Source organism: Gluconobacter sp. NFX36, from assembly GCF_049887835.1.
In the GTDB taxonomy this organism is placed as follows: domain Bacteria; phylum Pseudomonadota; class Alphaproteobacteria; order Acetobacterales; family Acetobacteraceae; genus Gluconobacter; species Gluconobacter japonicus_A.
This window is the reverse complement of the sequence record NZ_JAGEKJ010000004.1, coordinates 172,192-194,541: the sequence shown is the minus strand read 5'-3', so window position 1 is coordinate 194,541 and position 22,350 is coordinate 172,192. Positions and strand designations below refer to the sequence as shown.

Genomic DNA, 22,350 nt, shown 5'->3' with positions numbered 1-22,350 from the left:
TCTCCTCAGCTCACGACGTAGGGGAGCAGGGCGAGGAAGCGGGCACGCTTGATAGCCTGCGCCAGCTCACGCTGCTTCTTGGCCGAAACGGCCGTGATGCGGCTCGGCACGATCTTGCCGCGCTCGGAAAGGAAGCGGCTCAGCAGACGCACGTCCTTGTAGTCGATCTTCGGCGCATTCGGGCCGGAGAACGGGCAGGACTTGCGACGACGGTAGAACGGGCGACGTGCACCAACTGCGGTACGACGGGTAGCCGGGTTCACTTCTGGGGTGGTTGTCTCGGACATGATTCTTACTCCGCTCCAGCCGCCTCACGAGCATCGTCATGCTCGCCGCGTGCACGATACTCTTCACGGTCTTCACCGCCACGACGCGGGCCGCCACGGCCGCTCTCGAAACGGCCAGCCGGCTTGGAGCCGCCACGGAAACCGCCACGCTCGCCACGATCGTCGTTCTTGCGAGCCAGAACCGGAGACGGGGTCTCGTCGATCTCGTCAACGCGGAGCGTCAGAACGCGCAGCACGTCTTCGTTCAGACCGAGCTGACGCTCGAGTTCACGCAGTGTGTCAGGGGTGCAGTCGATACCGAGCAGGACGTAATGGCCCTTGCGGTTCTTCTTGATGCGATATGCGAGCGAACGGAGGCCCCAGAATTCGCGCTTCTGGATGGAACCACCATGCTCGGTCAGCAGGGCTTCAATGGTCTCGACCAGGCCTTCGACCTGTGCCTGGGACACATCGTTACGTGCAATAAGCACGCTTTCGTACAGTGGCATGAAAACTCCCTTCGGATGAGGTCAACCCAACTGGTCCAGCCCGTGCCGGAGACAGTGCAATCTTGAGGAAAGCGTGGGTATAGCCGGCGCGACGCCACATCGCCCGGCAGGGAAAGGCTGCATTAATCACGCAGACCTTCGAAAATCAAGGATAAACTCAGAGTCGGCGCAGTCTCGGCGGCAGATATTCATCAGGAACATCCCAGACTTCCTGCACGACATGCCGGATCACAAAGCCGCCCTTTTGATAATTGGTCAGAGCCCGCGGATGATCGAGGGTGCAGGTATTCACCCGCAGCCGCCAGCTTCCTGCGTCAAACGCCTGAGAAACCGCACAATTCAGCAAAACAGGCCCAAGCCGCCGACCGATTGCAGCAGGCACCAGACCGAAATAGGCCAGATTGGCATCCCCGTGGTCTCTCAGATCCAGTTCATAGAACCCAAGAGCAACTCCGGCGGCATCCCAAAGCACCATAAAATAAACGGAGGGATCATGCAGGATTTCCGCGAGCTGCGCATCCGGCATCGGGCGCCGCATCCACCAGCAATAGTCTTCTCCGACATCGCGGTAGAGCTGGCGATAAAGTGTGAGGGCCGGTGGTAGAACCCGTTCAAGGGACAAACCATCCGGAAGCACTGGAGACGCGCAGGACGTACGCGTTTCCAGAAAAGTGACATCCACCTCAAGCCGGGTGGATGCCCCCTTTGGACTGAGCCAGTCCGGCACCATACCCCCGACGATCAGTTATCGTCGAGGAAAGACCGCAGCTTACGGCTACGGCTCGGATGCTTGAGCTTACGAAGCGCCTTCGCCTCGATCTGACGGATACGCTCACGGGTCACGTTGAACTGCTGCCCAACTTCCTCAAGCGTGTGATCCGTGTTCATACCGATGCCGAAACGCATGCGAAGCACACGCTCTTCACGAGGCGTCAGGGATGCCAGAACGCGGGTTGTGGCTTCACGCAGGTTCGTCTGGATCGCAGCGTCCAGCGGAATGACGGCCGTCTTATCCTCGATGAAGTCACCGAGATGGCTGTCTTCCTCATCACCAATCGGCGTCTCCAGAGAGATCGGCTCCTTGGCGATCTTCAGAACCTTGCGAACCTTCTCCAGCGGCATGCCAAGCTTTTCAGCCAACTCTTCCGGAGCAGGCTCACGCCCGATCTCATGCAGCATCTGACGGGACGTCCGCACCAGCTTGTTGATCGTCTCGATCATATGCACCGGAATACGGATCGTCTTGGCCTGATCCGCGATGGAACGCGTGATCGCCTGACGGATCCACCAGGTGGCATAGGTCGAGAACTTGTAACCGCGACGGTACTCGAATTTATCCACCGCCTTCATCAGACCGATGTTGCCTTCCTGAATCAGATCCAGGAACTGTAGACCACGGTTCGTGTATTTCTTGGCAATCGAGATCACGAGACGCAGGTTGGCCTCGATCATTTCCTTCTTGGCACGCGTGGAATCACGCTCACCGCGGGAAATAGTCGCATACACACGACGGAACTCGCCAACCGGAAGACCTGTTTCATGCGCCAGCGCAGAGAGTTCTCCACGCAGACTGCGAAGCTGCTCCAGATGGCGGGTTGTCAGCGTCTTCCAGCCCTTACCCGGCAGGGTGCAGATGAAGTCGATCCAGGTCGGGTCCATCTCGCGATTACGGTATTTCAGCAGGAAGTCGTCGCGCGTGATCTTGCAGCTTTCCGCAAGACGCAGCATTCGGCCTTCCAGAGTATTCAGGCGCTGAACATGAACCTTGATCTGCGCAACCAGTTCTTCGATCCGGTTATTGTGCAGATGAACCTGCTCAACCAGCGTCACCAGTTCACGACGCAGTTCTTCGTAAACCTGCTCGGACTTGTCCGTTGATTCCTCACCCGCGGTCAACGCTTCCAGACGCTTGGTCTGCAACTGACGCAGCTTGTGATACAGCGGCTCAATGGCTTCAAAGCGGGCCAGGATTTCCGGCTTCAGCTTCTCTTCCAGAGCGGACAGGGAAAGGCCGCTGCCTTCCTGCTGCTCGCCGTCACCGTCCTCGGCATCATCATCGCTATCGTCGTCAGCAGGTTCTTCGCCTTCTTCGCCCTCTTCGTCTTCAGGTCCTGGACCACCAGACTGGCTGGCCTCCAGATCCACGATATCGCGAAGTAGCATCTCGCCGTCCTTGAGGCGCTCATGCCAGGAAATGATGGCACGGATCGTCAGTGGGCTTTCGCAAAGCCCACCAATCATTTCGTCCCGACCAGCCTCAATCCGCTTTGCGATGGCAATTTCGCCTTCGCGAGACAGCAACTCCACCGAGCCCATCTCGCGCAGGTACATGCGCACCGGATCATCCGTCCGGCTGGCAGCTTCGGCGTCGATGTTACCACCCTGCGGTTCATCGGATTCCTCAGCTTCTTCCTTGGCCTCGTCCTGAGTCGTCTCAGCCTCATCCTGTTCTTCGTTCTCGAGAACCTGGATGCCCATTTCCGACAGAGCTGCCATCACGTCTTCGATCTGCTCAGAGGACATCTGGTCCTGCGGCAGAACGGCGTTCAGCTCGTCAAACGTGATGTGGCCACGCTCACGCCCTTTGGCGATCAGCCGCTTTACGGCAGCGGACTGCGTATCAAGAAGAGTGGCATCCCCCTCCTGTTCCTGCGCGTTCCGATCCGTACCAGAGGCTGTTTTCGTCGCCATGCGTCTCTCCCTCAACTCCACCGAAAGCAAGCAATTCGGCAGCGTGCAGGTGGTCGATCCTGAGCTGTAAGTCAAGGTTCAGACGAAAAAGAATGCAACTTCAAGGCAAGAAAAAACGTTACCGCCGACCTTTTTCAGCCCTCTTCTTCCACATCCTCACCCCGACGCAACGCCTCCAGAACACGCATCCGGGCCAGAAGACTTTCCGGAAAAGAACCGTCTCCGCTACCTCTTCCAGAGTAAACCTGCATGATGGTTGCCTGAATATCATTGGCCACTTCGCGCTCGAAATTTCGAAAATTTACAAGCCCGTAAAAGTGCCACCAGCTTTCCACGACATCGACCTTGAGAACATCGTCCCGGTCCTTTCCAAGACCCACTTCACGAGGCATCGGACTTTCCGTAACGGCGGTTACGATATCCGTCAGGCCATGATTCTCGATCCAGTGCTGACAGTTCTCTTCCGTCAGATCCTCGTCCTGACAGGCCCAGTCCAGAAGGGCCGCGCGAATCCGATCCAGATCACCGGGAAGCGCCAGACTGCTATAGGCTTGCTCCACCTCAGGAAGAATGTCCGGATACCGCAAAAGCAGCGCCGTCAGAATATTCAGCCGCTCCACACTCCCCTGCTCGATATGACGCATCTCTCCCGGAGCCTGCGTCGACAGGGGCAGCGGCGCACCTTTCTTCTGAAACGGCTTTTTTCCACCGCCTCCGCCACGCCGGAAACGCGCGAAAAACATATCCAGAAACGTGCTGCGATACTCGGAAGACAGGGCACGATCCGGAATCAGCTTCGAAAGCGCCACCAGCTTTTCGCGAAGCGCCGCCCGCTGATCAGGACCGGGGTCCGACATATTCCCCGTCATCAACCCAAACAGTTCCGTTGCCAGAGACGTTGCGCCCGACAATGCTTCCCCCATCGCGCCAGCCCCGCGCGAACGGATCAGACTGTCCGGGTCATCTTTTGGATCAAGACGGCAGAAGCGGAGCGTCCTTTCTGGCGACAACAGAGGCAGCGCCACTTCACACACACGCAAAGCCGCACGCGCGCCAGCCGCATCCCCATCCAGACACAGAATGGGAGACGGCGTCATCCGCCAGAGAAGATCAAGCTGCTCTTCTCCAAGCGCAGTTCCTAAAGGAGCCACCGCTCCCCCAAACCCGGCCTGATCCAGAGCAATGACATCCATATACCCCTCGACCACAACCAGCTCGGCGCCCTTGTGGACAGCCTCACGGGCCAGATCAAGATTGTAGAGGGTCCGTCGTTTGGAAAAGAGCGCCGTTTCCGGTCCATTCAGATATTTCGGCTGGCCGTCGCCCAAAGTCCGTGCGCCGAAGGAAATGATTTTCCCGCGCCGGTCCCGGATTGGAAACGTCACGCGATTGAAGAACAGTTCGCCCTTGGGCTGTCCCCGATCATCCACGCGCAGGATGCCAGCCTGTACCAGCATTTCAGGCGTCACATCATGGGCACGCAGTTCTTCGACCAGATGCCTCCCATCGCCAGACCAGCCCAATCCGAACCGCTCTATCGTTGCGTCACTCAACCCACGTCCACGAAGGTAAGCCAACCCTTCCCGCCCTTCCGGAAGAGAAAGCCGACGCCGGTAGCTCGCCTGAACAAGAGACAGCACGTCCCCAAGAGATTTGACCTCGCGCGCACGTGCCTCACTGCGTGGGTCCTGCTTCGGAACTTCAAGTCCGGCTTCAGCGGCGAGCTGCTCCACAGCCTCCGGAAAACTCCGGCCATCGCTCTGCATGACAAACGAAATCGCATCGCCATGCGCGCCACAGCCGAAACAATGGAAATGGTCGTCATAGACGTAGAAAGACGGCGTCTTTTCCCCATGGAAAGGACAGCATGTTTTCCAGTTCCGGCCCGAGCGAACGAGCTTGTTCCGCCGCCCGATCAGGGAGGCCAGGGGCGTCCGGTTGCGGAGTTCATCCAGAAAGGCAGCATCAAATGCCATGGGGCAGCAGGAGCCTTTCAATCAATTCTGTCAGGAAGGATGCGTCTTACCGCGAGCGGAAAAGAAAATCCATCATCTCCAATCTGAGCAAACCTGCTGGTTACAGGCAGAACCATCCGTTTCAGAAATAATCGTAACCGCTTTTCGGCCTGTCGCCGCTTACATTATGTCAAATGAAAGAAACTTTTTTTTCTTTTGACACCCATCAAGGGAAGAGAGGCAAATATAGCGTCAATATGGCAGTCGAACGAGGCTCAGGCCCCTGCATCCCTTTAGTGGGGTGGATGAGTCGCGCCTTCACAAAAGATTAAAGACGCAGGATTCCAACCTATGACCGTCAAAATCACGGTATTAAAAGAACAGGACGAAGGTGGCGAACGCCGCGTCGCCCTGATCCCGCAGGTTGTCGAGCGCCTCAGCAGCCTCGGCGTCTCTTTCGCGATGGAAAACGGGGCCGGTGCCGCCTCTTCCTACCCGGATGAAACCTATAAAGACGTAACCCTTTCAACAGACAGGAAGACCCTGCTCAGCGACGCGGACATCGTCCTCGCCGTTCAGCCGCCAACCATTGAAACCGTTCAGGCCATGAAGCCCGGCGCCATTCTGGTGTCCTTCATCTACGGCCGAAACCATCCAGATCTGGTCAAGGCCCTGCGCGACCAGAAAGTGACCTGCTTCGCCATGGAGCTGGTTCCCCGCATTTCCCGCGCACAGGCCATGGACGCCCTGTCCAGTCAGGCAACCCTCGCAGGCTATTACGCCGTGCTGCTCGGGTCCGTGCACATGACCAAGATCCTTCCCATGATGACCACCGCCGTTGGCTCCCTGCGGGCCGCACAGGTTCTGGTCATGGGCCTTGGCGTCGCTGGCCTACAGGCCCTCGCCACGGCCAAGCGCCTTGGTGCGGTGACGGAAGGCTATGACGTCCGACCTGAGACACGCGAAGAAGCACAGTCTCTGGGTGCCAAATTCGTCGATACCGGCGTGGATGCCACTGGCAAGGGCGGTTATGCCCGCGAATTGACGGATGAAGAAAAGCAGACGGTCCGCAAGGCCATCAGTGATCACATCGCCCGCGCTGACCTGATTGTCACCACAGCAGCCGTCCCCGGCAAGAAGGCTCCGCGCCTGATTGATGCCGAGCAGATCAAGGCCATGAAGCCTGGGTCCGTCATCATCGACCTTGGGGCAGAAGGCGGCGGCAACTGTGAGGGCACACAGGCTGGCCAGACCGTACAAGTTGGCCCGACCACGATCGTGGGCCCGATCAATGTTCCGTCCATGCTCGCTCTTCAGGCCAGTGAACTATACTCCAAGAATATCATGCACCTGCTCCAGCAGATCCTGACCAAAGACGGTCAGATCCAGCTGGACTTCACGGACGAAGTGATTTCCGGCACCGCCCTCACGCATGATGGCTACATCACGAACGAGGGCATCCGCACGGCCGTCGATCCGAATTCCCCGGCACCGCCCGCACCACAACCCCCTGCCCCGGCTGCCGCCCCCGCCGCACCGGCACAGGCTTCAGGACAGGAGGCCGCACGATGATCACCGCAATGACCTTCATCATCGCGCTCTACATCTTCATGCTCGCCGCCTTTACGGGCTACGAGGTCATCAGCCGCGTGCCCTCCATTCTGCACACACCGCTGATGTCCGGCTCGAACTTCGTGCACGGCATCGTGGTCGTAGGTGCGCTAACAGCCCTGTTCAACGCCTCTTCCGTCCTTGAACAGATCGTCGGCTTCCTTGGCGTCGTCATGGGTGCCGGTAACGTCGTCGGCGGTTACGTCGTGACAGACCGTATGCTGGCCATGTTCAAGCCCAGTGACAAAGCTGCTCCGCAGAAGGGAGCGCAGAAATGATCCTCCTCGAATATATCGTCGCCATCAGCGCCCTTATCGCCTCCGGCCTGCTAGTCTATGGCCTCAAGCGCATGTCCTCTCCCGTCACGGCCGTTTCCGGCATTGTGACGGCAGGTTGGGGTATGCTGTTCGTCACGGCAGCCAGCTTCCTCGGCATTTTCAGCGTTTCTGAAGCCGCAAAGCCGCATCTGGTCGTCAATGTCATTCTGGCCATTCTTGCCCTTGTCATCGGTGGTGGCTGGGCTGGCTGGAAAGGCCGCAGCGTTGCCATGACGGCGATGCCGCAGATGGTCGCTCTCTTCAACGGCATGGGTGGCGGTGCCGCCGCAGCTGTGTCCGTCATCGCCCTGACCGGCCCGAAAGAAACAGGCATCGTTCCGCTTCTCGTCACCGTCGCCGGTGGCCTGATCGGCAGCATGTCCCTGTCAGGTTCCATCATCGCCTGGGCCAAACTCGATGGCCGGATGAACAAGCCGATCCGCTTTGGTGGCCAACGGATCGTCAATGCAGCCGTCTTCATGTTGACCGTCCTGCTCGGCATCATGGCAGCCTTCCTGTACCATCAGGATGGCGGCGGTATCGCCACACTGCTATTCTTCATCGGCGCCCTGCTGGCTGGTATCTGCATGACGATCCCCATCGGCGGCGCAGACATGCCGGTCGTGATCTCGCTCTACAACGCCTTCACGGGCCTGGCCGTCGGCCTCGAAGGCTATGTTATGGCCGATCCGGCCCTGATGATCGCCGGTATGGTCGTGGGTTCTGCCGGTACACTGCTGACGGTCATGATGGCCAAAGGCATGAACCGCTCCATTTCCAACGTGCTGTTCAGTAATTTCGGTGAAGCTTCTGCCTCCACGGCCACAGGTCCGCAGAAAGAAGCCAAGTCCGTCGCTCCCGGCGATGCTGCCACGACGATGCGCTATGCTTCGTCTGTCATCATTGTTCCGGGTTACGGTCTGGCCGTCGCTCAGGCTCAGGGCAAGCTGTATGACTTCGTCAAGCAGCTTCAGGCCGCAGGCGTGGATGTCAAGTTCGCCATCCACCCGGTCGCCGGTCGTATGCCGGGCCACATGAACGTGCTGCTCGCCGAAGCCGGCGTCCCGTATGACATGATCTACGATATGGAAGACATCAACGACAGCTTTGCTGACACGGATGTCGCCCTCATCATCGGCGCCAATGACGTGGTGAACCCGTCGGCTCGCACAGACAAATCCTCTCCGATCTACGGCATGCCGATCCTGAACGCCGATAAGGCCCATCAGGTCTTCGTCATCAAACGTGGCATGGGCATGGGTTATTCTGCCGTCGAAAACCCGCTCTTCTTCCAGGACAACTGCGCCATGGTCTTCGGCGACGCGCAGGCCGTCCTCAGCAAGATGGTCGAAGCCGTCAAGGCGCTCGGCACATCGTAAACCAGTTCTCAAGGAGACACTTCAATGGCTGATACAATGCTAGCTGCCGTCGTCCGCGAGTTCGGAAAGCCTCTCTCCGTTGAGAGGCTTCCCATCCCCGAGATCCGGCCCGACCAGATCCTCGTCAAGGTCGATACCTGTGGGGTGTGCCACACCGACCTTCATGCTGCGGAAGGAGACTGGCCAGCAAAGCCTAATCCTCCGTTCATTCCCGGCCACGAAGGCGTCGGCCACATCGTTGCAGTTGGTAGCCAGGTCAAACACTCCAAGGTTGGAGACATGGTCGGTGTACCCTGGCTCTATTCCGCCTGTGGCCATTGCGAACACTGTCTGGGGGGCTGGGAGACACTGTGCAAGGATCAGGACGACACCGGCTACACGGTCAATGGCTGCTTCGCCGAATATGTCGTCGCAGACCCGAACTATGTCGCACACCTGCCCAGCACCATTGACCCGCTTCAGGCAGCACCAGTCCTCTGCGCCGGCCTCACTGTCTACAAGGGCCTCAAGATGACCGAGGCTCACCCCGGTCAGTGGATGGCTATTTCAGGTGTTGGCGGTCTGGGTCAGATGGCCGTTCAATACGCAGTCGCCATGGGCATGAATGTCGTGGCCGTCGATATTGACGACGACAAACTCGCCACCGCCAAAAAGCTTGGCGCTGCCCTGACCGTCAATGCCAAGGACAAGGACCCGGCCGCCTTTATCCAACAGGAAGTCGGCGGTGCTCACGGTGCTCTCGTCACGGCTGTGGGCCGCACCGCGTTCTCGCAGGCCATGGGTTATGCCCGCCGTGGAGGCACAATTGTTCTGAACGGACTGCCCCCCGGAGACTTCCCGGTGTCGATCTTTGATATGGTCATGAATGGCACAACCATTCGCGGATCCATCGTCGGCACACGGCTCGACATGATCGAAGCCATGGATTTCTTTGCCCGCGGCAAAGTAAAATCCGTCGTCACCGCAGACAAGATCGAGAACATCAACACGATCTTCGACAACCTCAAGAATGGACGCCTCCAGGGCCGCACGGTTCTGGATTTCCGTTCCTGAGACCTTAGAAAGCACACCCCATGTTTGCCATGCAGCTCCGCCAACACCACCAACCTCTGGAATGGGTGGAGCTGCCAGACCCCGAACCAGGACCGGACGAAATCCGCATCCGCATCGGGGCCTGCGGCGTCTGCCGCACAGACCTGCATGTCGTAGACGGCGAACTCGCCAACCCTACCCTTCCGATTATCCCCGGCCATGAAATCGTCGGGCGAATTGATAAACTCGGAAGCAACGTTACGGGCCTGAGTATTGGGGAACGGGTCGGTATCCCGTGGCTCGGCCATACCTGTGGGCATTGCTATTACTGTACACACGGGATGGAAAATCTCTGCGACCATCCGCTTTTCACAGGCTTCACCCGCAATGGCGGCTACGCGACCATGACGGTTGCTGATGCAAGATATGCTTTTCCTATGGGTGACAAGGGGGAAGACAAAGACCTTGCTCCCTTGCTCTGCGCTGGCCTGATCGGCTGGCGCTGTCTCAGCAAAGCTGGGGACGGCAAAAAGATTGGCCTTTATGGCTTCGGAGCCGCCGCTCACATCATCATTCAGGTGCTGCGCTGGCAGGGACGCGAGGTTTATGCCTTCACATCCCCCGGAGACACAGAGAAGCAGGCCTTTGCCCGCTCCCTTGGCGCAGTTTGGGCAGGCGGTTCAGACGAACTCCCACCCGAACAGCTTGACGCCGTAATCCTGTTTGCACCTGTCGGAGATCTGGTCCCCGCCGGACTGAAAGCCGTCCGCAAGGGTGGAAAGGTCGTATGTGGCGGCATCCACATGAGCCCGATCCCGTCTTTTTCCTATGATACGCTTTGGGAAGAACGCGAAATCGTCTCCGTTGCCAATCTAACCCGGCAGGACGGACTGGATTTTCTGAAACTGGCACCAGAGATCGGCATCAAGGTGACGAACACCCCTTATGCCCTCAAAGACGCCAATCAGGCTCTCGACGATTTGCGGCACGGCCGCTTTGAAGGTGCCGCCGTTCTGATCCCATAACACACAGAAAATATTCCCGTTTCTGCCGTCAGACAGATCTTCCTTATTCCTGAAAAGATCTCTTGAAACCGTCCCAAACAGCCGGGTATTCTTATTTCACATAAGAAACAAACCATGGAAACAAGGGCCTTTATATTATGCGCCGACTACTCCGAGCGTCCATGTTCGCCATTGCTCTCGCAGGTATAGGCCTCTCTCCCGCCAGTCAGGCGCAGGCTCTCCCCCCCTTGAAGAGCATTTCCGTTTACGGGCAGAAAATCCGCTTTCTGGAAGCCGGAACAGGCCCGGATCTTGTTCTGGTCCACGGCTTGGGAAGTAGCGCCACAATGGACTGGGGCAAAGTCATCCCTGGGCTGGCCCAGCATTATCATGTCATCGCTATGGACCAGCTCGGCTTCGGATCATCCGAGAAGCCATTAATCGCCTACGGTATCCAAACATGGGTGGACATGCTGGATGGCTTTTTGAAAGCCAAACACATCACACACTTTATGCTTGCCGGGGAATCCCTTGGGGGCTGGATTGCGGGACTTTACGTCGTCGAAGCAACACAGGACTCTTCCATGGCTATGCCAAATCGTCTTGTTCTAAACGATGCAGCCGGTCACCGATCACTCGTCGAGCACGGATTACCTCTTTTTGGCCCCGTCTCATTTTCCGGCATCCGCACAGGACTCAGAAGCCTGTTTTACAACAAGGCCCTCATTACTGATGACCTGGTGAAAGCAACATTTCAAACCCGGATGGCCGAAGGCACACAATACACACAGGAAAGTTTTGCAAGAAACGCCAATGCGCCGGACACTTTCCTTGATAACCGTATGACAGCCATCCAGATCCCAACGCTCGTGATCTGGGGTCAGGATGATCAGGTTATTCCCCTATCGGACGGTCACGATTTTGCCGCCCACATTCCGAACGCTCATCTGGTCATCATTCCACACTCAGGCCATGCCCCAAGCATTGAGCACCCTGAAGAATTTCTGAACGCTGTAACGCCCTTTCTGGCCTCACACTAAAGCAGCCCCGATGAATTGAGAGCCGCAGGGATACCGTCTCTTTTGTCCTGAGCCTCAATATACATCCGCAAGACAGCCGGATATCGCGCGCGTGTTGTTTTCTCCAGCATCGAAACGCCTCGCTCTACATCTCCGGCTGACATCGCATCATCCCAATCCAGAGACAGCAGCACGATAATACTGTCAGGTCCCCGGGTCTCCGTCACAACTTCATTGATCCCAACAACCCCCGGAAGCTTTTGCGCTTCGGCGCGAACAAACGCATCAATTTCCGGATTACTTTCGCCCACAAGAAGAGAGCGCGTCTCATTGGTCAGTAAACCTGCCACGACGACCAGCACGACACCGATCAAAAGCGATGCAATCCCGTCCAGAACATGCAGCCCCGTTACAACGGAAAGTACCGTAAACAGAAGAGCAACCACCAGACTGACCAGAGCAGCTCCGTCTTCAAATAATACGACAAACAATCCCGGATCTGCACTTCGACGGATCATTCGCCACAAAGAAACACCCTCGCTCCGAGGCAGGGATTTCACAGCCGCAAAGAAACCATATCCTTCCATGCTGCCAGAAATCGCCAGAATGATGACATTCATCCACCAGCCCGGAAAAACATGCCCCAGCAGATGCACCGGCTGCATCTCCGCCGGGTGCATGACTTTTTCCCAGCCTTCGTACAAAGACGCAACGCCACCGCCCACAAACAGCGCACCCGCTACAACCATCGTCCAGAAATACAGCTCACGATGATAGCCAAGCGGGTGCTCTTTGGTTGCCGGAGCCGTAGCTCTCTTCATACCAACAAGCAGCAGGATCTGGTTTCCACAGTCCACGAAAGAATGAACCGTTTCAGCCAGCATGGCAGCCGAGCCTGTCAGAAGTGCTGCCACGCCTTTCACGCAGGCAATGCCAAAATTGACACCCAACGCGATGAAAACGACTTTCGTTGAACCACCAGCAGACATGAAGTCCTCATTTCCGTGAACAAGGACCAACTGAGCCCCTGAATAGTCTGCGTCAAACCCCATGGACCGTCACGGGTTCATTGCAGATCGCCACAAAAAAAGCCGCCCTTAAAAAGGACGGCCTTTTGCATACGGGCATAATTGCCTTTTTCAGGCAGCAAGCCGAGCCTTCACCAGACCACTGGCCTTGGCCGGGTCAAGATCAGCACCAAAGCGCTCTTTCAGAACCGCCATGACCTTGCCCATATCCTTCATGCCCGCGGCGCCAACAGCCGTCACAGCCTCATCAATCGCAGCTTTCAGAGTATTCTCATCCAGCTCAGGAGGCAGATAAGACTGGATCGTGGCGATCTCGCCCTCTTCCTTCTCGGCAAGCTCCGGACGACCACCCTGACGGTACATATTTGCAGATTCTGTGCGGGACTTGATCATAGAGCGCAGGGCCGAAATCATGTCTGCTTCCGTTACCTCCCCACTCTTGGCACGCGCCGCAACTTCAAGGTCCTTGAGCTTGGCCGTGATGCCACGGATCTGCGCCACCTTTTCAGACTGACCTGCCTTCATTGCAGCCTTGAGATCGTCCATGATCTGTGCGCGAAGTGACATGCGCCTTCTCCCATCTGTTCAGAGGCCTAAGAGCCTCAGGGTCTATTCATGGCCGCAAACTCGCACAAAATCAGACGTCCAACAATGGAAGCCCTGCCAAGGGAAGTTTTTTCCCACCTCTTTGCAATCCACCCAGAATCACATGGGAAAAAACTTCCCATCCGCTTTCTAATCGCTTATCAGACCTCAAAGTGAACGCGGAGCCAGGAACGGGCGACCATGGACATCGACAGAATCATCGAAAAAGCCGGAGGCGCGGACGAGATCGCCGCTCTTGCCGGCGTCGGCCTCGAAGCCGTTCGCAAGTGGCGTCAGTCGCGAACTGTGCCGACCAAGCACTGGCCCGCGCTGCTGCGCGTTCCCGGAATCGAACTCCAGGACCTGACTTCCGCTGAAACCCCGCAAGAAAGAGAGACGGACGTGTCCAATTCCTGCCCTGCCGGCGCCAATGCCGCCCTTGTCCTTGCAGATGGCACGGTCCTGTGGGGCCGAGGCTTCGGTGCCCACACCGATGGCGCTGTCGGCGAGCTCTGCTTCTCCACCGGCATGACCGGCTATCAGGAAACCCTGACGGACCCGTCTTTCGCCGGGCAGATCGTAACCTTCACCTTCCCGCATATTGGCAATGTCGGTACAAACACGGACGACAATGAAGCGCCGAAAATGGCCGCTCTTGGCGCCGTCGTGAAGGAAGACGTCACCGCTCCGGCAAGCTGGCGCTCCATGGACTCCCTTGATGGCTGGCTGAAGCAGCACGGCCGTGCGGGTATCAGTGGCGTCGACACCCGTGCCGTCACTCGCTCCCTGCGTGACAATGGCCCGCAGACTGCCATCCTTGCCTTCCCGGCCAATGGTCGGATCGACACGGACAGCCTGCTGAACCGCGCCCGCCAGTGGCCCGGCCTCGAAGGCATGGATCTCGCCAAAGAGGTCACACAGCCAAAGCGCGTCTGGACGGAAGGCGTGTGGGAAAGCACACGCCCGGCCCGTACCGAGAACCGCCGCCGCGTGGTCGCCATGGACTACGGCGCAAAGGACAACATCCTGCGCTGCCTCGTGACCGCTGGTTGTGACGTCACGGTTCTGCCCGCGACCGCTACGGCTGAGGAAATTCTGGAACTGAAGCCCGAAGGTGTGTTCCTGTCCAACGGCCCGGGCGACCCGGCAGCAACCGGCACCTACGCCGTCCCGGCCATCAAGAGCGTTCTGGATGCCAACGTCCCAGTCTTTGGCATCTGCCTTGGCCATCAGCTTCTCGCACAAGCCCTCGGCGGAAAGACCTACAAGCTGGATCGTGGCCATCGCGGCGCCAACCAGCCGGTCAAGGACATCGAAAGTGGCCGTGTGGAAATCACCAGCCAGAACCATGGCTTCGCCGTGGATGAGAAGTCCCTGCCCGCCGATGTGAAAGTGACGCATGTGAGCCTGTTCGATGGCTCCAACGAAGGCATTGCTTCCACCACGAAGGACGCCTTCTCCGTTCAGTATCACCCCGAGGCCAGCCCTGGCCCGTCTGACAGTTTCTATCTTTTCGAGCGTTTCGTCGCGGTCATGGACCGTCGCGCCAAAGCAGGAGCCTGAGCCATGCCAAAACGGACAGACATCAAGTCCATCCTGATCATCGGCGCAGGCCCGATCGTTATCGGACAGGCCTGCGAGTTCGATTACTCTGGCGCACAGGCCTGTAAGGCCCTGCGTGAGGAAGGCTATCGCGTCATCCTCATCAACTCCAACCCAGCCACGATCATGACCGATCCGGGCCTGGCGGACGCGACCTATATCGAGCCGATCACGCCGGAATTCGTCGAGCGCATCATCCTCAAGGAAAAGCCCGACGCCGTCCTGCCGACTATGGGTGGCCAGACAGCCCTGAACGCCGCCATGGCGCTCGACAAGTCCGGCTTTCTCAAGAAGCACAATGTGGAACTGATTGGCGCAGACGCAGAGGTCATTGACCGCGCGGAAGACCGCCAGAAGTTCCGCGAGGCCATGGATGAGATCGGGATCGAAAGCCCGCGCAGCACCATTGCCCATACACTGGAAGAAGCCCGCGCAGCGCTAGCCGATGTCGGCCTGCCCGCCATTATTCGCCCGTCCTTCACTATGGGCGGCGCTGGCGGTGGCATCGCGTATAACCGTGAAGAGTTTGACCAGATCGTCGCGGGCGGCCTCGATGCCTCCCCGACGACGGAAGTGCTGATTGAAGAGTCCGTTCTGGGCTGGAAAGAGTACGAGATGGAAGTAGTCCGCGACACCGCGGATAACTGCATTATCATCTGCTCCATCGAAAACATCGACCCGATGGGTGTGCATACCGGTGATTCCATCACCGTCGCCCCAGCCCTGACGCTGACCGACAAGGAATATCAGCGTATGCGCGACGCCTCGCTGGCGTGCCTGCGCAAGATCGGCGTCGAGACCGGCGGCTCTAACGTGCAGTTCGGTGTCAATCCGGCTGATGGCCGCATGGTCGTCATCGAGATGAACCCGCGCGTGTCCCGCTCTTCCGCGCTGGCCTCCAAGGCAACCGGCTTCCCGATCGCCAAGATCGCCGCCAAGCTGGCCGTTGGTTACACACTGGACGAACTCAAGAACGACATCACAAAGACGACCCCGGCCTCCTTCGAGCCGACGATCGACTACGTTGTCGCTAAGATCCCCCGCTTCACGTTCGAAAAATTCCCTGGCTCCCCGGCCTTGCTGTCGACGTCCATGAAGTCGGTCGGCGAAGCCATGTCCGTAGGTCGCTCCTTTGCCGAAGCCATCCAGAAGGGCTTCCGCTCCATGGAAACGGGCCTGACCGGTTTGGACCCGGTTGAAGCACCCGGCGACGGTTCCAAGGACGCCTATCTGGCTGCCCTCGCAGAACCACGCCCCGAGCGTATCCTGATGGCCGCACAGGCGCTCCGCGCTGGCCTGACGGTTGAGGAAGTTCAGCAGGCCTGCAAGTTCGAACCATGGTTCCTGCGCCAGCTTGAAGACATCATCGCCTCGGAGCGTGACGTTGAGAAGAATGGCCTTCCGAAGGACGCCTACGGCTTCCGTCGCCTGAAGGCTCAGGGCTTCTCGGACCGTCAGCTTGCCCGCCTGTCAGGTCAAAACGAAGCAGACGTTCTGGCGCAGCGCGAAGCTCTGAGCGTCGTACCGGTCTATCGCCGCATCGACACCTGCGCCGCCGAGTTCGCCTCCGACACGCCGTATCTGTACTCCACCTATGAAGGCGGGTTCGGCACACCGGAATGTGAAAGCCAGCCGACAGACCGCGACAAGATCATCATTCTGGGCGGTGGCCCGAACCGGATCGGTCAGGGCATCGAGTTCGATTACTGCTGTGTTCATGCCGCTTACGCCCTGCGCGAAGCTGGCTTTGAAACAGTCATGGTCAACTGCAACCCGGAAACGGTCTCCACGGATTACGACACATCCGACCGTCTGTATTTCGAACCACTCACAGCCGAGGACGTCATCGCCCTCATCCGCACGGAAGCCCGTGGAGGCAAGGTTCTAGGCTGCATCGTGCAGTATGGCGGCCAGACCCCGCTGAAGCTTTCCCGCGCACTGGAAGAGGCAGGCATCCCGCTCCTCGGCACCCCTGCCGATGCGATTGACCGCGCCGAAGACCGCGAGCGTTTCCAGACCATGCTGCGCAAGCTGGGCCTTCGCCAGCCGCGCAACGGCATCGCCCGCACACCCGCAGACGCCGAGAAAGTCGCAGAGGAAGTCGGTTATCCTGTCGTGGCTCGTCCGTCCTATGTTCTGGGCGGACGCGCAATGGAAATCGTGTACGACAATGCTGGCCTGAAGCATTACCTCAACACGGTTCTCCGTGCCGCTGGCCCAGAAGTCTCGACCGGCCCGATCCTGCTCGACCACTACCTGAACGATGCAATCGAAGCCGACGTGGACTGCATCGCCGATGGCGAGACGGTCTATGTCGCCGGTGTCATGGAGCACATCGAAGAAGCCGGTATCCATTCCGGTGACTCCGCCTGCTCCCTGCCGCCTTACACACTGTCCCCGGCACTGGTGACAGAACTCCGCGCCCAGACGGAAGCCATGGCTCGCGAGCTTGGTATCCGTGGTCTGATGAACGTGCAGTACGCCATCAAGGATCAGGAAGTCTTCGTCCTTGAAGTGAACCCACGTGCATCCCGGACTGTGCCGTTCGTCGCCAAGGCAACAGGCGTTCCGGTTGCGAAGATCGGTGCCCGCGTCATGGCTGGCGCACGCCTGTCTGAGTTCCGTCTGGATGGCGGCGCGGTCTCCCCGCATGTGGCCGTCAAGGAAGCCGTCTTCCCGTTCCATCGCTTTGCGAACGCTGACACGATCCTTGGTCCGGAAATGCGCTCCACGGGTGAAGTCATGGGGCTGGATTCCAGCTTCGAGCGAGCTTTCGCCAAGTCCCAGCTTGCTGCTGGCGTGAAGCTGCCTCTGTCCGGAACAGTCTTCCTATCCGTCCGTGACAGCGACAAGGGGCATGTCCAGCCGCTGGCCCGCAAGCTTGTGGAAATGGGATTCACCATCCTTGCCACCAGTGGGACGGCATCACGCCTTGAAGCGGCCAATATTCCCGTGAAGCGCGTCAACAAGGTGATGCAGGGCCGCCCGAACTGCGTGGATGCCATCCGCTCCGGCGACGTGCAGATGGTCATCAACACGTCTCAGGGCGGTCAGGCGGCGCGTGACAGCTACGACATCCGTCGCGGCGCCCTGACAATGGGTATCCCGCATTACACAACGATTGCCGGTGCACGCGCTGCAACATACGCAATCGCCGTCCTCAAAGAAGGCGATTTGGGTGTTGCCCCGCTCCAGTCCTACTTCAAAGGCGAGTTCTAACCGATCCATAATAACAAAGCCCGTCAGAGCAATCTGACGGGCTTTTTTGTTCTTACTCGTCCGAATACCGAAGAATATCGCCCGGCTGGCAGTCGAGCACGCGACACAGAGCCTCCAGAGTGGAAAACCTGATCGCCTTTGCCTTGCCAGTCTTGAGAATGGAAAGGTTGGCAAGCGTCAGACCCACCTTCTCCGACAACTCCGTCAAAGACATGCCCCGCTCTCTCAGAAGCTCATCCAAACTGACCCGAACAGGCATCAAATGACCTCGTCTATTTCGGATTGAAGCCGTTAAATACAGTTCCTCTACTTAAGACAGACCATATTTTCCTACGTTGTTCTCCTAACATCAGGATCTTGAATCCTTACCCTTGACCCTTCATTTTATTATCGTTAATCGATAAATAAAAATACCCTACCTTGCATAAAAACCCCTGAAATCCTATATTGTCTGGCTATTCATTCAATTTCAGCCATGCTTTCTCAAGGATTTCAGAGTGCAGAAGATCCCAATGACCGCGCAGGGACTACAGCGTCTCGAAGACGAACTGCGAACTCTCAAGAGCGTCGATCGTCCCGCAGTCATTCGCGCCATTGCGGAAGCACGCGAACACGGCGATCTTTCTGAAAACGCAGAGTATCATGCCGCCCGTGACCGCCAGTCCTTCATCGAAGGGCGCGTGCTTGAGCTTGAAAGCATCGTCTCCTCCGCCGACGTGATCGATCCTTCCACGTTCACAGGCACCAAGGTCCGCTTCGGTGCGCATATCGAAGTCGTGGATGAAGAGACAGACAAGGAAAACGCCTACCAGATCGTCGGCGTCCATGAAGCCGACATCAAGCAGGGCCTGATCTCCATCTCGTCCCCACTTGCCAAGGCCCTGATCGGCAAGGATGTGGGCGATACCATCTCCGTTCCCGCCCCCGGCGGCGATCGCACCTATGAGATCCTGAAAGTCACATACCGCTAATGTCTGACGTCCTGACGTCCACCGCCCCTGTCGTTACCATCCAGGACATCGAGAGCGCCCATGAGCGCATCGCATCCACAGTGGTTCGCACGCCGACGATTACCTGCCCTGCCCTGTCCCGTCTGACAGGCGCGGAAATTACGCTCAAGCTCGAAAACCTTCAGGCCATTGGCTCCTTCAAGGAGCGGGGCGCTGCCAACAAAATGGCGCTCCTGACGGCTGAAGAACGCGCACGCGGCGTGATTACCGTCTCGGCAGGCAATCACGCGCAGGGTGTGGCCCGTCAGGCCAGTCTTCTTGGCATTGATGCGACAATCGTCATGCCGCGCTTTACCCCGGCATCCAAAGTTGCAGCAACGCAGGCCTGGGGAGCGAATGTCGTTCTGGCTGGCGACGATTTTGCACAGGCCTGCATCACAGCAGAAGAACTGCAGAAAACAGAAGGACGCGTCCTCGTCCATCCGTTCAATGATCCTGCCGTTATTGCCGGACAGGGCACGGCGGCTCTGGAACTGCTTCAAGATGCCCCCCAGATTGACACGGTCGTTGTGCCGGTTGGTGGTGGTGGTCTGATTGGTGGCTTTGCAACCGTGATGGCGGCCTTGCGGCCGGACGTGGAAGTCATTGGCGTACAGGTCGAGGCCTATGCCTCCCTCGCCGCCTTCCCTCAGGAGGGTGGCCCGACGCTTGGCGGCTCCACGATCGCGGAAGGCATTGCCGTTACCACGATGGGCGAGCATTGCCTGAACGCCTTCCGCCATCGGATTTCCAGAATTCTGGTAGTCAATGAGCTTCAGGTCGAAAGCGCCATCACCACGCTCGCCGAGAAAGCCAAACAGGTCTGTGAAGGTGCCGGAGCCACAGGGCTGGCTGCTGTTATCGCCAATCCGGAACTTTTCAAGGGCCGCAAAGTCGCCCTTCCCCTGTCTGGCGGCAACATCAACGCCCGTATTCTGGCAAACACGATCCTGCGCTCACTCCTACGGGACGGACGTATCCTGCGCCTGATCTTCCAGATCCCTGACCGGCCCGGCATGCTGGCCGATATTTCGGCCCGGATTGGCAATTACGGTGGAAACATCATCGAAGTGTCCCATCACCGTCTGTTTGCCTCCCCATCCGTCCAAACGGCAGAGCTGGTCGTAATGATTGAAGCCCGCGATACGGAACATGCCAAACAGATCGAGACCGATCTGTCCCGGCATTACATCGTACGCAGAGACTGAAAACTCATGTATTCTTTCATACTAGCTGCCGCCACAGGCCTCATGCTCGCTGGCAGCCCCAATCTTCCAGAAAACTCGGATCTTCAGCTGAAGCCCGGCGCAGGGACGCCAGAATATCCTATTGAAGCCTTTGAACATGGTGAAACTGCCAAGACTGAAGTCTCCTGCGACATCAGCGAAGCAGGCACTCCCTCAAACTGTCACATCGCGAAGTCGAACAACCCCCACTTTAACGCCTCGGCGCTAGAGTTCGTGCAACGTATGCGTTACGTCCCTGCCCGCAGGAACGGCAAAAATATTGCCGTCCCCAATCACATTGAACACGTTGATTTCACGATTTAGAGCAACAGCTCAAACGCCCTCTACAATAACAACATTGTAAGACGCGGCTTTCCAGCGGTGCTTTGCAGCAGCCTGATACTCCGGGCTGTCGTACCAGGCGCGGGCAGAAGTGATATCCGGAAATTCGATAATGACCACACCGTCCGGCTCAATACCTTCAAGCTTTTCCTGCTTTCCGTAAGCAGCCAGAATTTTGGCAGGATGGCCCTTGAAGGTCTCTCCAACCGTATCTGAGTACGCTTGAAATTCAGCGGGATCTGTCAGTTTGTCGCGAATGAAAACAGCGTAGGCGGTCATGGATGAAACTCCCGAGAAAAGGATGATCATCCATAACCGGCCACAAAACGGCATAACATTCAGCACACAAGCGCGTGTGCCAAACATTTGCGTCTATTAGCGGGTCCCGAACAGACGGTCGCCAGCATCTCCCAGACCCGGGACAATATAGCCGTGCTCATCGAGCTTCTGATCCACACAACACGTCACGACCTGCACATCCGGATGCAGCTCCGTCATGTGAGCAATTCCTTCCGGAGCGGCCAGAAGACAGGCGAAAACAGGCGCAATCGCTCCCGCTTCTTTGACGCGCATGACAGCCGCCGCGGCTGAATGGCCCGTTGCAAGCATCGGATCCAGAACAATGCAGGTCCGCCCCGGAACATCGCTCGGCATGTTGAAGTAGTATTCACTGACTTCCAGCGTCTCATGGTCCCGGCGAAGACCAATATGACCGACACGCGCAGACGGCACGAGATCAAGCATTCCATCCAGAAGGCCGTTACCGGCACGCAGAATGGAGACGAAGCAGAGCTTCTTGCCGTCCAGTTCCTCACCTTCCATGAACCCGCTTGGTGCTTCGATCTGACGCGGCACAAGAGACAGATTACGCGTGGCTTCATATGCCAGAAGCAGGCTGAGTTCACGGGTCAGGCGACGAAAGCCCGCTGTGGATGTATTCTTATCACGCAGACGGGTCAGCTTGTGGCGCACCAGCGGATGGTCGAGAACGATAGGCGGCAGCGCCTGACTCATGCTTTTTCTCCTGCGGCCGGGCGAAAATCGAGCGCCAGACCGTTCATGCAATACCGTAATCCCGTGGGCGGTGGCCCATCGGGAAATACATGCCCCAGATGCCCCAGGCAGTTCGCGCAGTGCACTTCCGTGCGAACCATTCCATGGCTCCCATCCCGCGTCGTTTCAACAGCGCCTTCAAGTGGCTGGAAAAACGATGGCCACCCACTTCCGCTTGCGTACTTCGTCGCGGACGAAAACAGCTCACGGCCGCACCCGGCACAGGCGTAAATTCCAGAACGTTTTTCATCGTTCAGCGGGCTGGAACCGGGATATTCGGTACCATGCTCCAGCAGAATACGGCGCTGCTCCGGCGTCAGGCCAACACCACATCCGCCACCATTGGCGCCCTTAACGGGACCGCAGCCTTGGGTCATGGTCAGTCTCCAGAAAATCTGAGGTTTTCAGTTTCCGATATATGGAAGCCACATCCCCTTTTGTCACGCATATCTGAAGCTGCGACCGAAACTTCTTCTGCCGAGAGCCGTTTGAAGTCCGTAACTCTTTTTCAGGAGGAGATCAT

Annotated in this window: 22 protein-coding genes; 11 read left to right on the top strand and 11 right to left on the bottom strand. The window is 58.0% G+C overall.

The genetic code is table 11. The annotated features are described in order from the left end of the window. Positions 1-5: 5 nt before the first annotated feature. The 5 genes from rpsR to dnaG form a co-directional block, all read right to left on the bottom strand. The gene (gene rpsR, locus J4P41_RS05810) at positions 6-287 is read right to left on the bottom strand and encodes a 30S ribosomal protein S18 (protein WP_007282799.1); all 282 of its coding nucleotides are present in this window, start codon (positions 285-287) and stop codon (positions 6-8) included. Positions 288-292: 5 nt separating this feature from the next. After that, the gene (rpsF, locus tag J4P41_RS05805; RefSeq protein WP_010502015.1) at positions 293-775 is read right to left on the bottom strand and encodes a 30S ribosomal protein S6; all 483 of its coding nucleotides are present in this window, start codon (positions 773-775) and stop codon (positions 293-295) included. Between the two features lie 157 nt (positions 776-932). Further along, complete coding sequence (locus J4P41_RS05800) at positions 933-1,505, bottom strand: GNAT family N-acetyltransferase (protein ID WP_010502017.1); 573 nt, start codon at positions 1,503-1,505, stop codon at positions 933-935. A gap of 11 nt (positions 1,506-1,516) precedes the next feature. Further along, positions 1,517-3,466 (bottom strand): RNA polymerase sigma factor RpoD, encoded by a 1,950-nt coding sequence (rpoD, locus tag J4P41_RS05795; protein ID WP_426066392.1) that lies wholly within the window; start codon positions 3,464-3,466, stop codon positions 1,517-1,519. Between the two features lie 134 nt (positions 3,467-3,600). Beyond that, the gene (dnaG, locus tag J4P41_RS05790) at positions 3,601-5,442 is read right to left on the bottom strand and encodes a DNA primase (RefSeq protein ID WP_426066391.1); all 1,842 of its coding nucleotides are present in this window, start codon (positions 5,440-5,442) and stop codon (positions 3,601-3,603) included. Between the two features lie 330 nt (positions 5,443-5,772). On the opposite strand from dnaG, the gene J4P41_RS05785 reads away from it, so the two are divergent. The 6 genes from J4P41_RS05785 to J4P41_RS05760 all read left to right on the top strand — a co-directional run bounded on the left by J4P41_RS05785 (position 5,773) and on the right by J4P41_RS05760 (position 11,804). Then, positions 5,773-6,993 carry an NAD(P) transhydrogenase subunit alpha gene (locus J4P41_RS05785; RefSeq protein ID WP_426066390.1) on the top strand — a complete coding sequence of 407 codons (1,221 nt, stop codon included), beginning with the start codon at positions 5,773-5,775 and terminating at the stop codon, positions 6,991-6,993. After that, positions 6,990-7,310 carry an NAD(P) transhydrogenase subunit alpha gene (locus J4P41_RS05780; protein WP_010502024.1) on the top strand — a complete coding sequence of 107 codons (321 nt, stop codon included), beginning with the start codon at positions 6,990-6,992 and terminating at the stop codon, positions 7,308-7,310. Before J4P41_RS05785 ends, J4P41_RS05780 begins: the two co-directional genes overlap by 4 nt. Beyond that, a complete protein-coding gene (locus J4P41_RS05775) occupies positions 7,307-8,728 on the top strand; it encodes an NAD(P)(+) transhydrogenase (Re/Si-specific) subunit beta (RefSeq protein WP_426066389.1) in 1,422 nt (473 codons plus the stop codon). The genes J4P41_RS05780 and J4P41_RS05775 overlap by 4 nt, the downstream gene beginning before the upstream one ends. 24 nt (positions 8,729-8,752) lie before the next feature. After that, positions 8,753-9,781, top strand: coding sequence for an alcohol dehydrogenase AdhP (adhP, locus tag J4P41_RS05770; protein ID WP_010502028.1), 1,029 nt, complete (start codon positions 8,753-8,755; stop codon positions 9,779-9,781). Positions 9,782-9,801: 20 nt separating this feature from the next. Then, positions 9,802-10,785: a zinc-dependent alcohol dehydrogenase family protein gene (locus tag J4P41_RS05765; RefSeq protein WP_426066388.1), complete on the top strand. Its 984-nt coding sequence runs from the start codon at positions 9,802-9,804 to the stop codon at positions 10,783-10,785. A gap of 137 nt (positions 10,786-10,922) precedes the next feature. Further along, positions 10,923-11,804: an alpha/beta fold hydrolase gene (locus J4P41_RS05760; RefSeq protein WP_426066387.1), complete on the top strand. Its 882-nt coding sequence runs from the start codon at positions 10,923-10,925 to the stop codon at positions 11,802-11,804. On the opposite strand, the gene J4P41_RS05755 is transcribed toward J4P41_RS05760, so the two are convergent. After that, positions 11,801-12,772: a cation diffusion facilitator family transporter gene (locus tag J4P41_RS05755; protein ID WP_061932528.1), complete on the bottom strand. Its 972-nt coding sequence runs from the start codon at positions 12,770-12,772 to the stop codon at positions 11,801-11,803. The genes J4P41_RS05760 and J4P41_RS05755 overlap by 4 nt on opposite strands. 150 nt (positions 12,773-12,922) lie before the next feature. Further along, the gene (locus J4P41_RS05750) at positions 12,923-13,378 is read right to left on the bottom strand and encodes a GatB/YqeY domain-containing protein (protein WP_010502036.1); all 456 of its coding nucleotides are present in this window, start codon (positions 13,376-13,378) and stop codon (positions 12,923-12,925) included. A 219-nt stretch (positions 13,379-13,597) separates the two neighbouring features. Here J4P41_RS05750 and carA point away from each other — a divergent pair, with 219 nt between their 5' ends. Together carA and carB are read left to right on the top strand one after the other, a co-directional pair. Then, the gene (gene carA / locus J4P41_RS05745; RefSeq protein ID WP_426066386.1) at positions 13,598-14,959 is read left to right on the top strand and encodes a glutamine-hydrolyzing carbamoyl-phosphate synthase small subunit; all 1,362 of its coding nucleotides are present in this window, start codon (positions 13,598-13,600) and stop codon (positions 14,957-14,959) included. A gap of 3 nt (positions 14,960-14,962) precedes the next feature. Then, a complete protein-coding gene (gene carB, locus J4P41_RS05740) occupies positions 14,963-18,217 on the top strand; it encodes a carbamoyl-phosphate synthase large subunit (protein WP_426066385.1) in 3,255 nt (1,084 codons plus the stop codon). A 52-nt stretch (positions 18,218-18,269) separates the two neighbouring features. Here the strand turns inward: carB and J4P41_RS05735 are convergent, their stop codons facing one another. After that, positions 18,270-18,476, bottom strand: coding sequence for a helix-turn-helix domain-containing protein (locus tag J4P41_RS05735; protein WP_426066384.1), 207 nt, complete (start codon positions 18,474-18,476; stop codon positions 18,270-18,272). 238 nt (positions 18,477-18,714) lie between these two features. On the opposite strand from J4P41_RS05735, the gene greA reads away from it, so the two are divergent. The 3 genes from greA to J4P41_RS05720 are packed head-to-tail and all read left to right on the top strand — an operon-like array spanning position 18,715 to position 20,756. Beyond that, entirely contained in the window at positions 18,715-19,188 is a 474-nt protein-coding gene (gene greA, locus J4P41_RS05730; RefSeq protein WP_007282780.1) for a transcription elongation factor GreA, read from the top strand. Then, positions 19,188-20,414: a threonine ammonia-lyase gene (locus J4P41_RS05725; protein WP_426066383.1), complete on the top strand. Its 1,227-nt coding sequence runs from the start codon at positions 19,188-19,190 to the stop codon at positions 20,412-20,414. Before greA ends, J4P41_RS05725 begins: the two co-directional genes overlap by 1 nt. Positions 20,415-20,420: 6 nt before the next feature. Beyond that, on the top strand, positions 20,421-20,756 hold the full coding sequence (locus J4P41_RS05720; RefSeq protein WP_426066382.1) for an energy transducer TonB: 336 nt from the start codon (positions 20,421-20,423) through the stop codon (positions 20,754-20,756). Between the two features lie 9 nt (positions 20,757-20,765). Here J4P41_RS05720 and J4P41_RS05715 read toward each other — a convergent pair whose 3' ends face one another. The 3 genes from J4P41_RS05715 to msrB form a co-directional block, all read right to left on the bottom strand. Further along, positions 20,766-21,053, bottom strand: a complete 288-nt coding sequence (locus J4P41_RS05715; protein WP_010502048.1) for a DUF1330 domain-containing protein — start codon at positions 21,051-21,053, stop codon at positions 20,766-20,768. A gap of 96 nt (positions 21,054-21,149) precedes the next feature. Continuing rightward, entirely contained in the window at positions 21,150-21,788 is a 639-nt protein-coding gene (gene upp / locus J4P41_RS05710) for a uracil phosphoribosyltransferase (protein WP_426066381.1), read from the bottom strand. Continuing rightward, complete coding sequence (msrB, locus tag J4P41_RS05705) at positions 21,785-22,204, bottom strand: peptide-methionine (R)-S-oxide reductase MsrB (protein WP_426066380.1); 420 nt, start codon at positions 22,202-22,204, stop codon at positions 21,785-21,787. The genes upp and msrB overlap by 4 nt, the downstream gene beginning before the upstream one ends. Positions 22,205-22,350: the final 146 nt, after the last annotated feature.

Bases quoted from the DNA above. Each gene is read 5' to 3' on its own strand.
- rpsR (WP_007282799.1), bottom strand. From the start codon at position 287: ATGTCCGAGACAACCACCCCAGAAGTGAACCCGGCTACCCGTCGTACC.
- rpsF (WP_010502015.1), bottom strand. From the start codon at position 775: ATGCCACTGTACGAAAGCGTGCTTATTGCACGTAACGATGTGTCCCAG.
- J4P41_RS05800 (WP_010502017.1), bottom strand. From the start codon at position 1,505: ATGGTGCCGGACTGGCTCAGTCCAAAGGGGGCATCCACCCGGCTTGAG.
- rpoD (WP_426066392.1), bottom strand. From the start codon at position 3,466: ATGGCGACGAAAACAGCCTCTGGTACGGATCGGAACGCGCAGGAACAG.
- dnaG (WP_426066391.1), bottom strand. From the start codon at position 5,442: ATGGCATTTGATGCTGCCTTTCTGGATGAACTCCGCAACCGGACGCCC.
- J4P41_RS05785 (WP_426066390.1), top strand. From the start codon at position 5,773: ATGACCGTCAAAATCACGGTATTAAAAGAACAGGACGAAGGTGGCGAA.
- J4P41_RS05780 (WP_010502024.1), top strand. From the start codon at position 6,990: ATGATCACCGCAATGACCTTCATCATCGCGCTCTACATCTTCATGCTC.
- J4P41_RS05775 (WP_426066389.1), top strand. From the start codon at position 7,307: ATGATCCTCCTCGAATATATCGTCGCCATCAGCGCCCTTATCGCCTCC.
- adhP (WP_010502028.1), top strand. From the start codon at position 8,753: ATGGCTGATACAATGCTAGCTGCCGTCGTCCGCGAGTTCGGAAAGCCT.
- J4P41_RS05765 (WP_426066388.1), top strand. From the start codon at position 9,802: ATGTTTGCCATGCAGCTCCGCCAACACCACCAACCTCTGGAATGGGTG.
- J4P41_RS05760 (WP_426066387.1), top strand. From the start codon at position 10,923: ATGCGCCGACTACTCCGAGCGTCCATGTTCGCCATTGCTCTCGCAGGT.
- J4P41_RS05755 (WP_061932528.1), bottom strand. From the start codon at position 12,772: ATGTCTGCTGGTGGTTCAACGAAAGTCGTTTTCATCGCGTTGGGTGTC.
- J4P41_RS05750 (WP_010502036.1), bottom strand. From the start codon at position 13,378: ATGTCACTTCGCGCACAGATCATGGACGATCTCAAGGCTGCAATGAAG.
- carA (WP_426066386.1), top strand. From the start codon at position 13,598: ATGGACATCGACAGAATCATCGAAAAAGCCGGAGGCGCGGACGAGATC.
- carB (WP_426066385.1), top strand. From the start codon at position 14,963: ATGCCAAAACGGACAGACATCAAGTCCATCCTGATCATCGGCGCAGGC.
- J4P41_RS05735 (WP_426066384.1), bottom strand. From the start codon at position 18,476: ATGCCTGTTCGGGTCAGTTTGGATGAGCTTCTGAGAGAGCGGGGCATG.
- J4P41_RS05725 (WP_426066383.1), top strand. From the start codon at position 19,188: ATGTCTGACGTCCTGACGTCCACCGCCCCTGTCGTTACCATCCAGGAC.
- J4P41_RS05720 (WP_426066382.1), top strand. From the start codon at position 20,421: ATGTATTCTTTCATACTAGCTGCCGCCACAGGCCTCATGCTCGCTGGC.
- J4P41_RS05715 (WP_010502048.1), bottom strand. From the start codon at position 21,053: ATGACCGCCTACGCTGTTTTCATTCGCGACAAACTGACAGATCCCGCT.
- upp (WP_426066381.1), bottom strand. From the start codon at position 21,788: ATGAGTCAGGCGCTGCCGCCTATCGTTCTCGACCATCCGCTGGTGCGC.
- msrB (WP_426066380.1), bottom strand. From the start codon at position 22,204: ATGACCCAAGGCTGCGGTCCCGTTAAGGGCGCCAATGGTGGCGGATGT.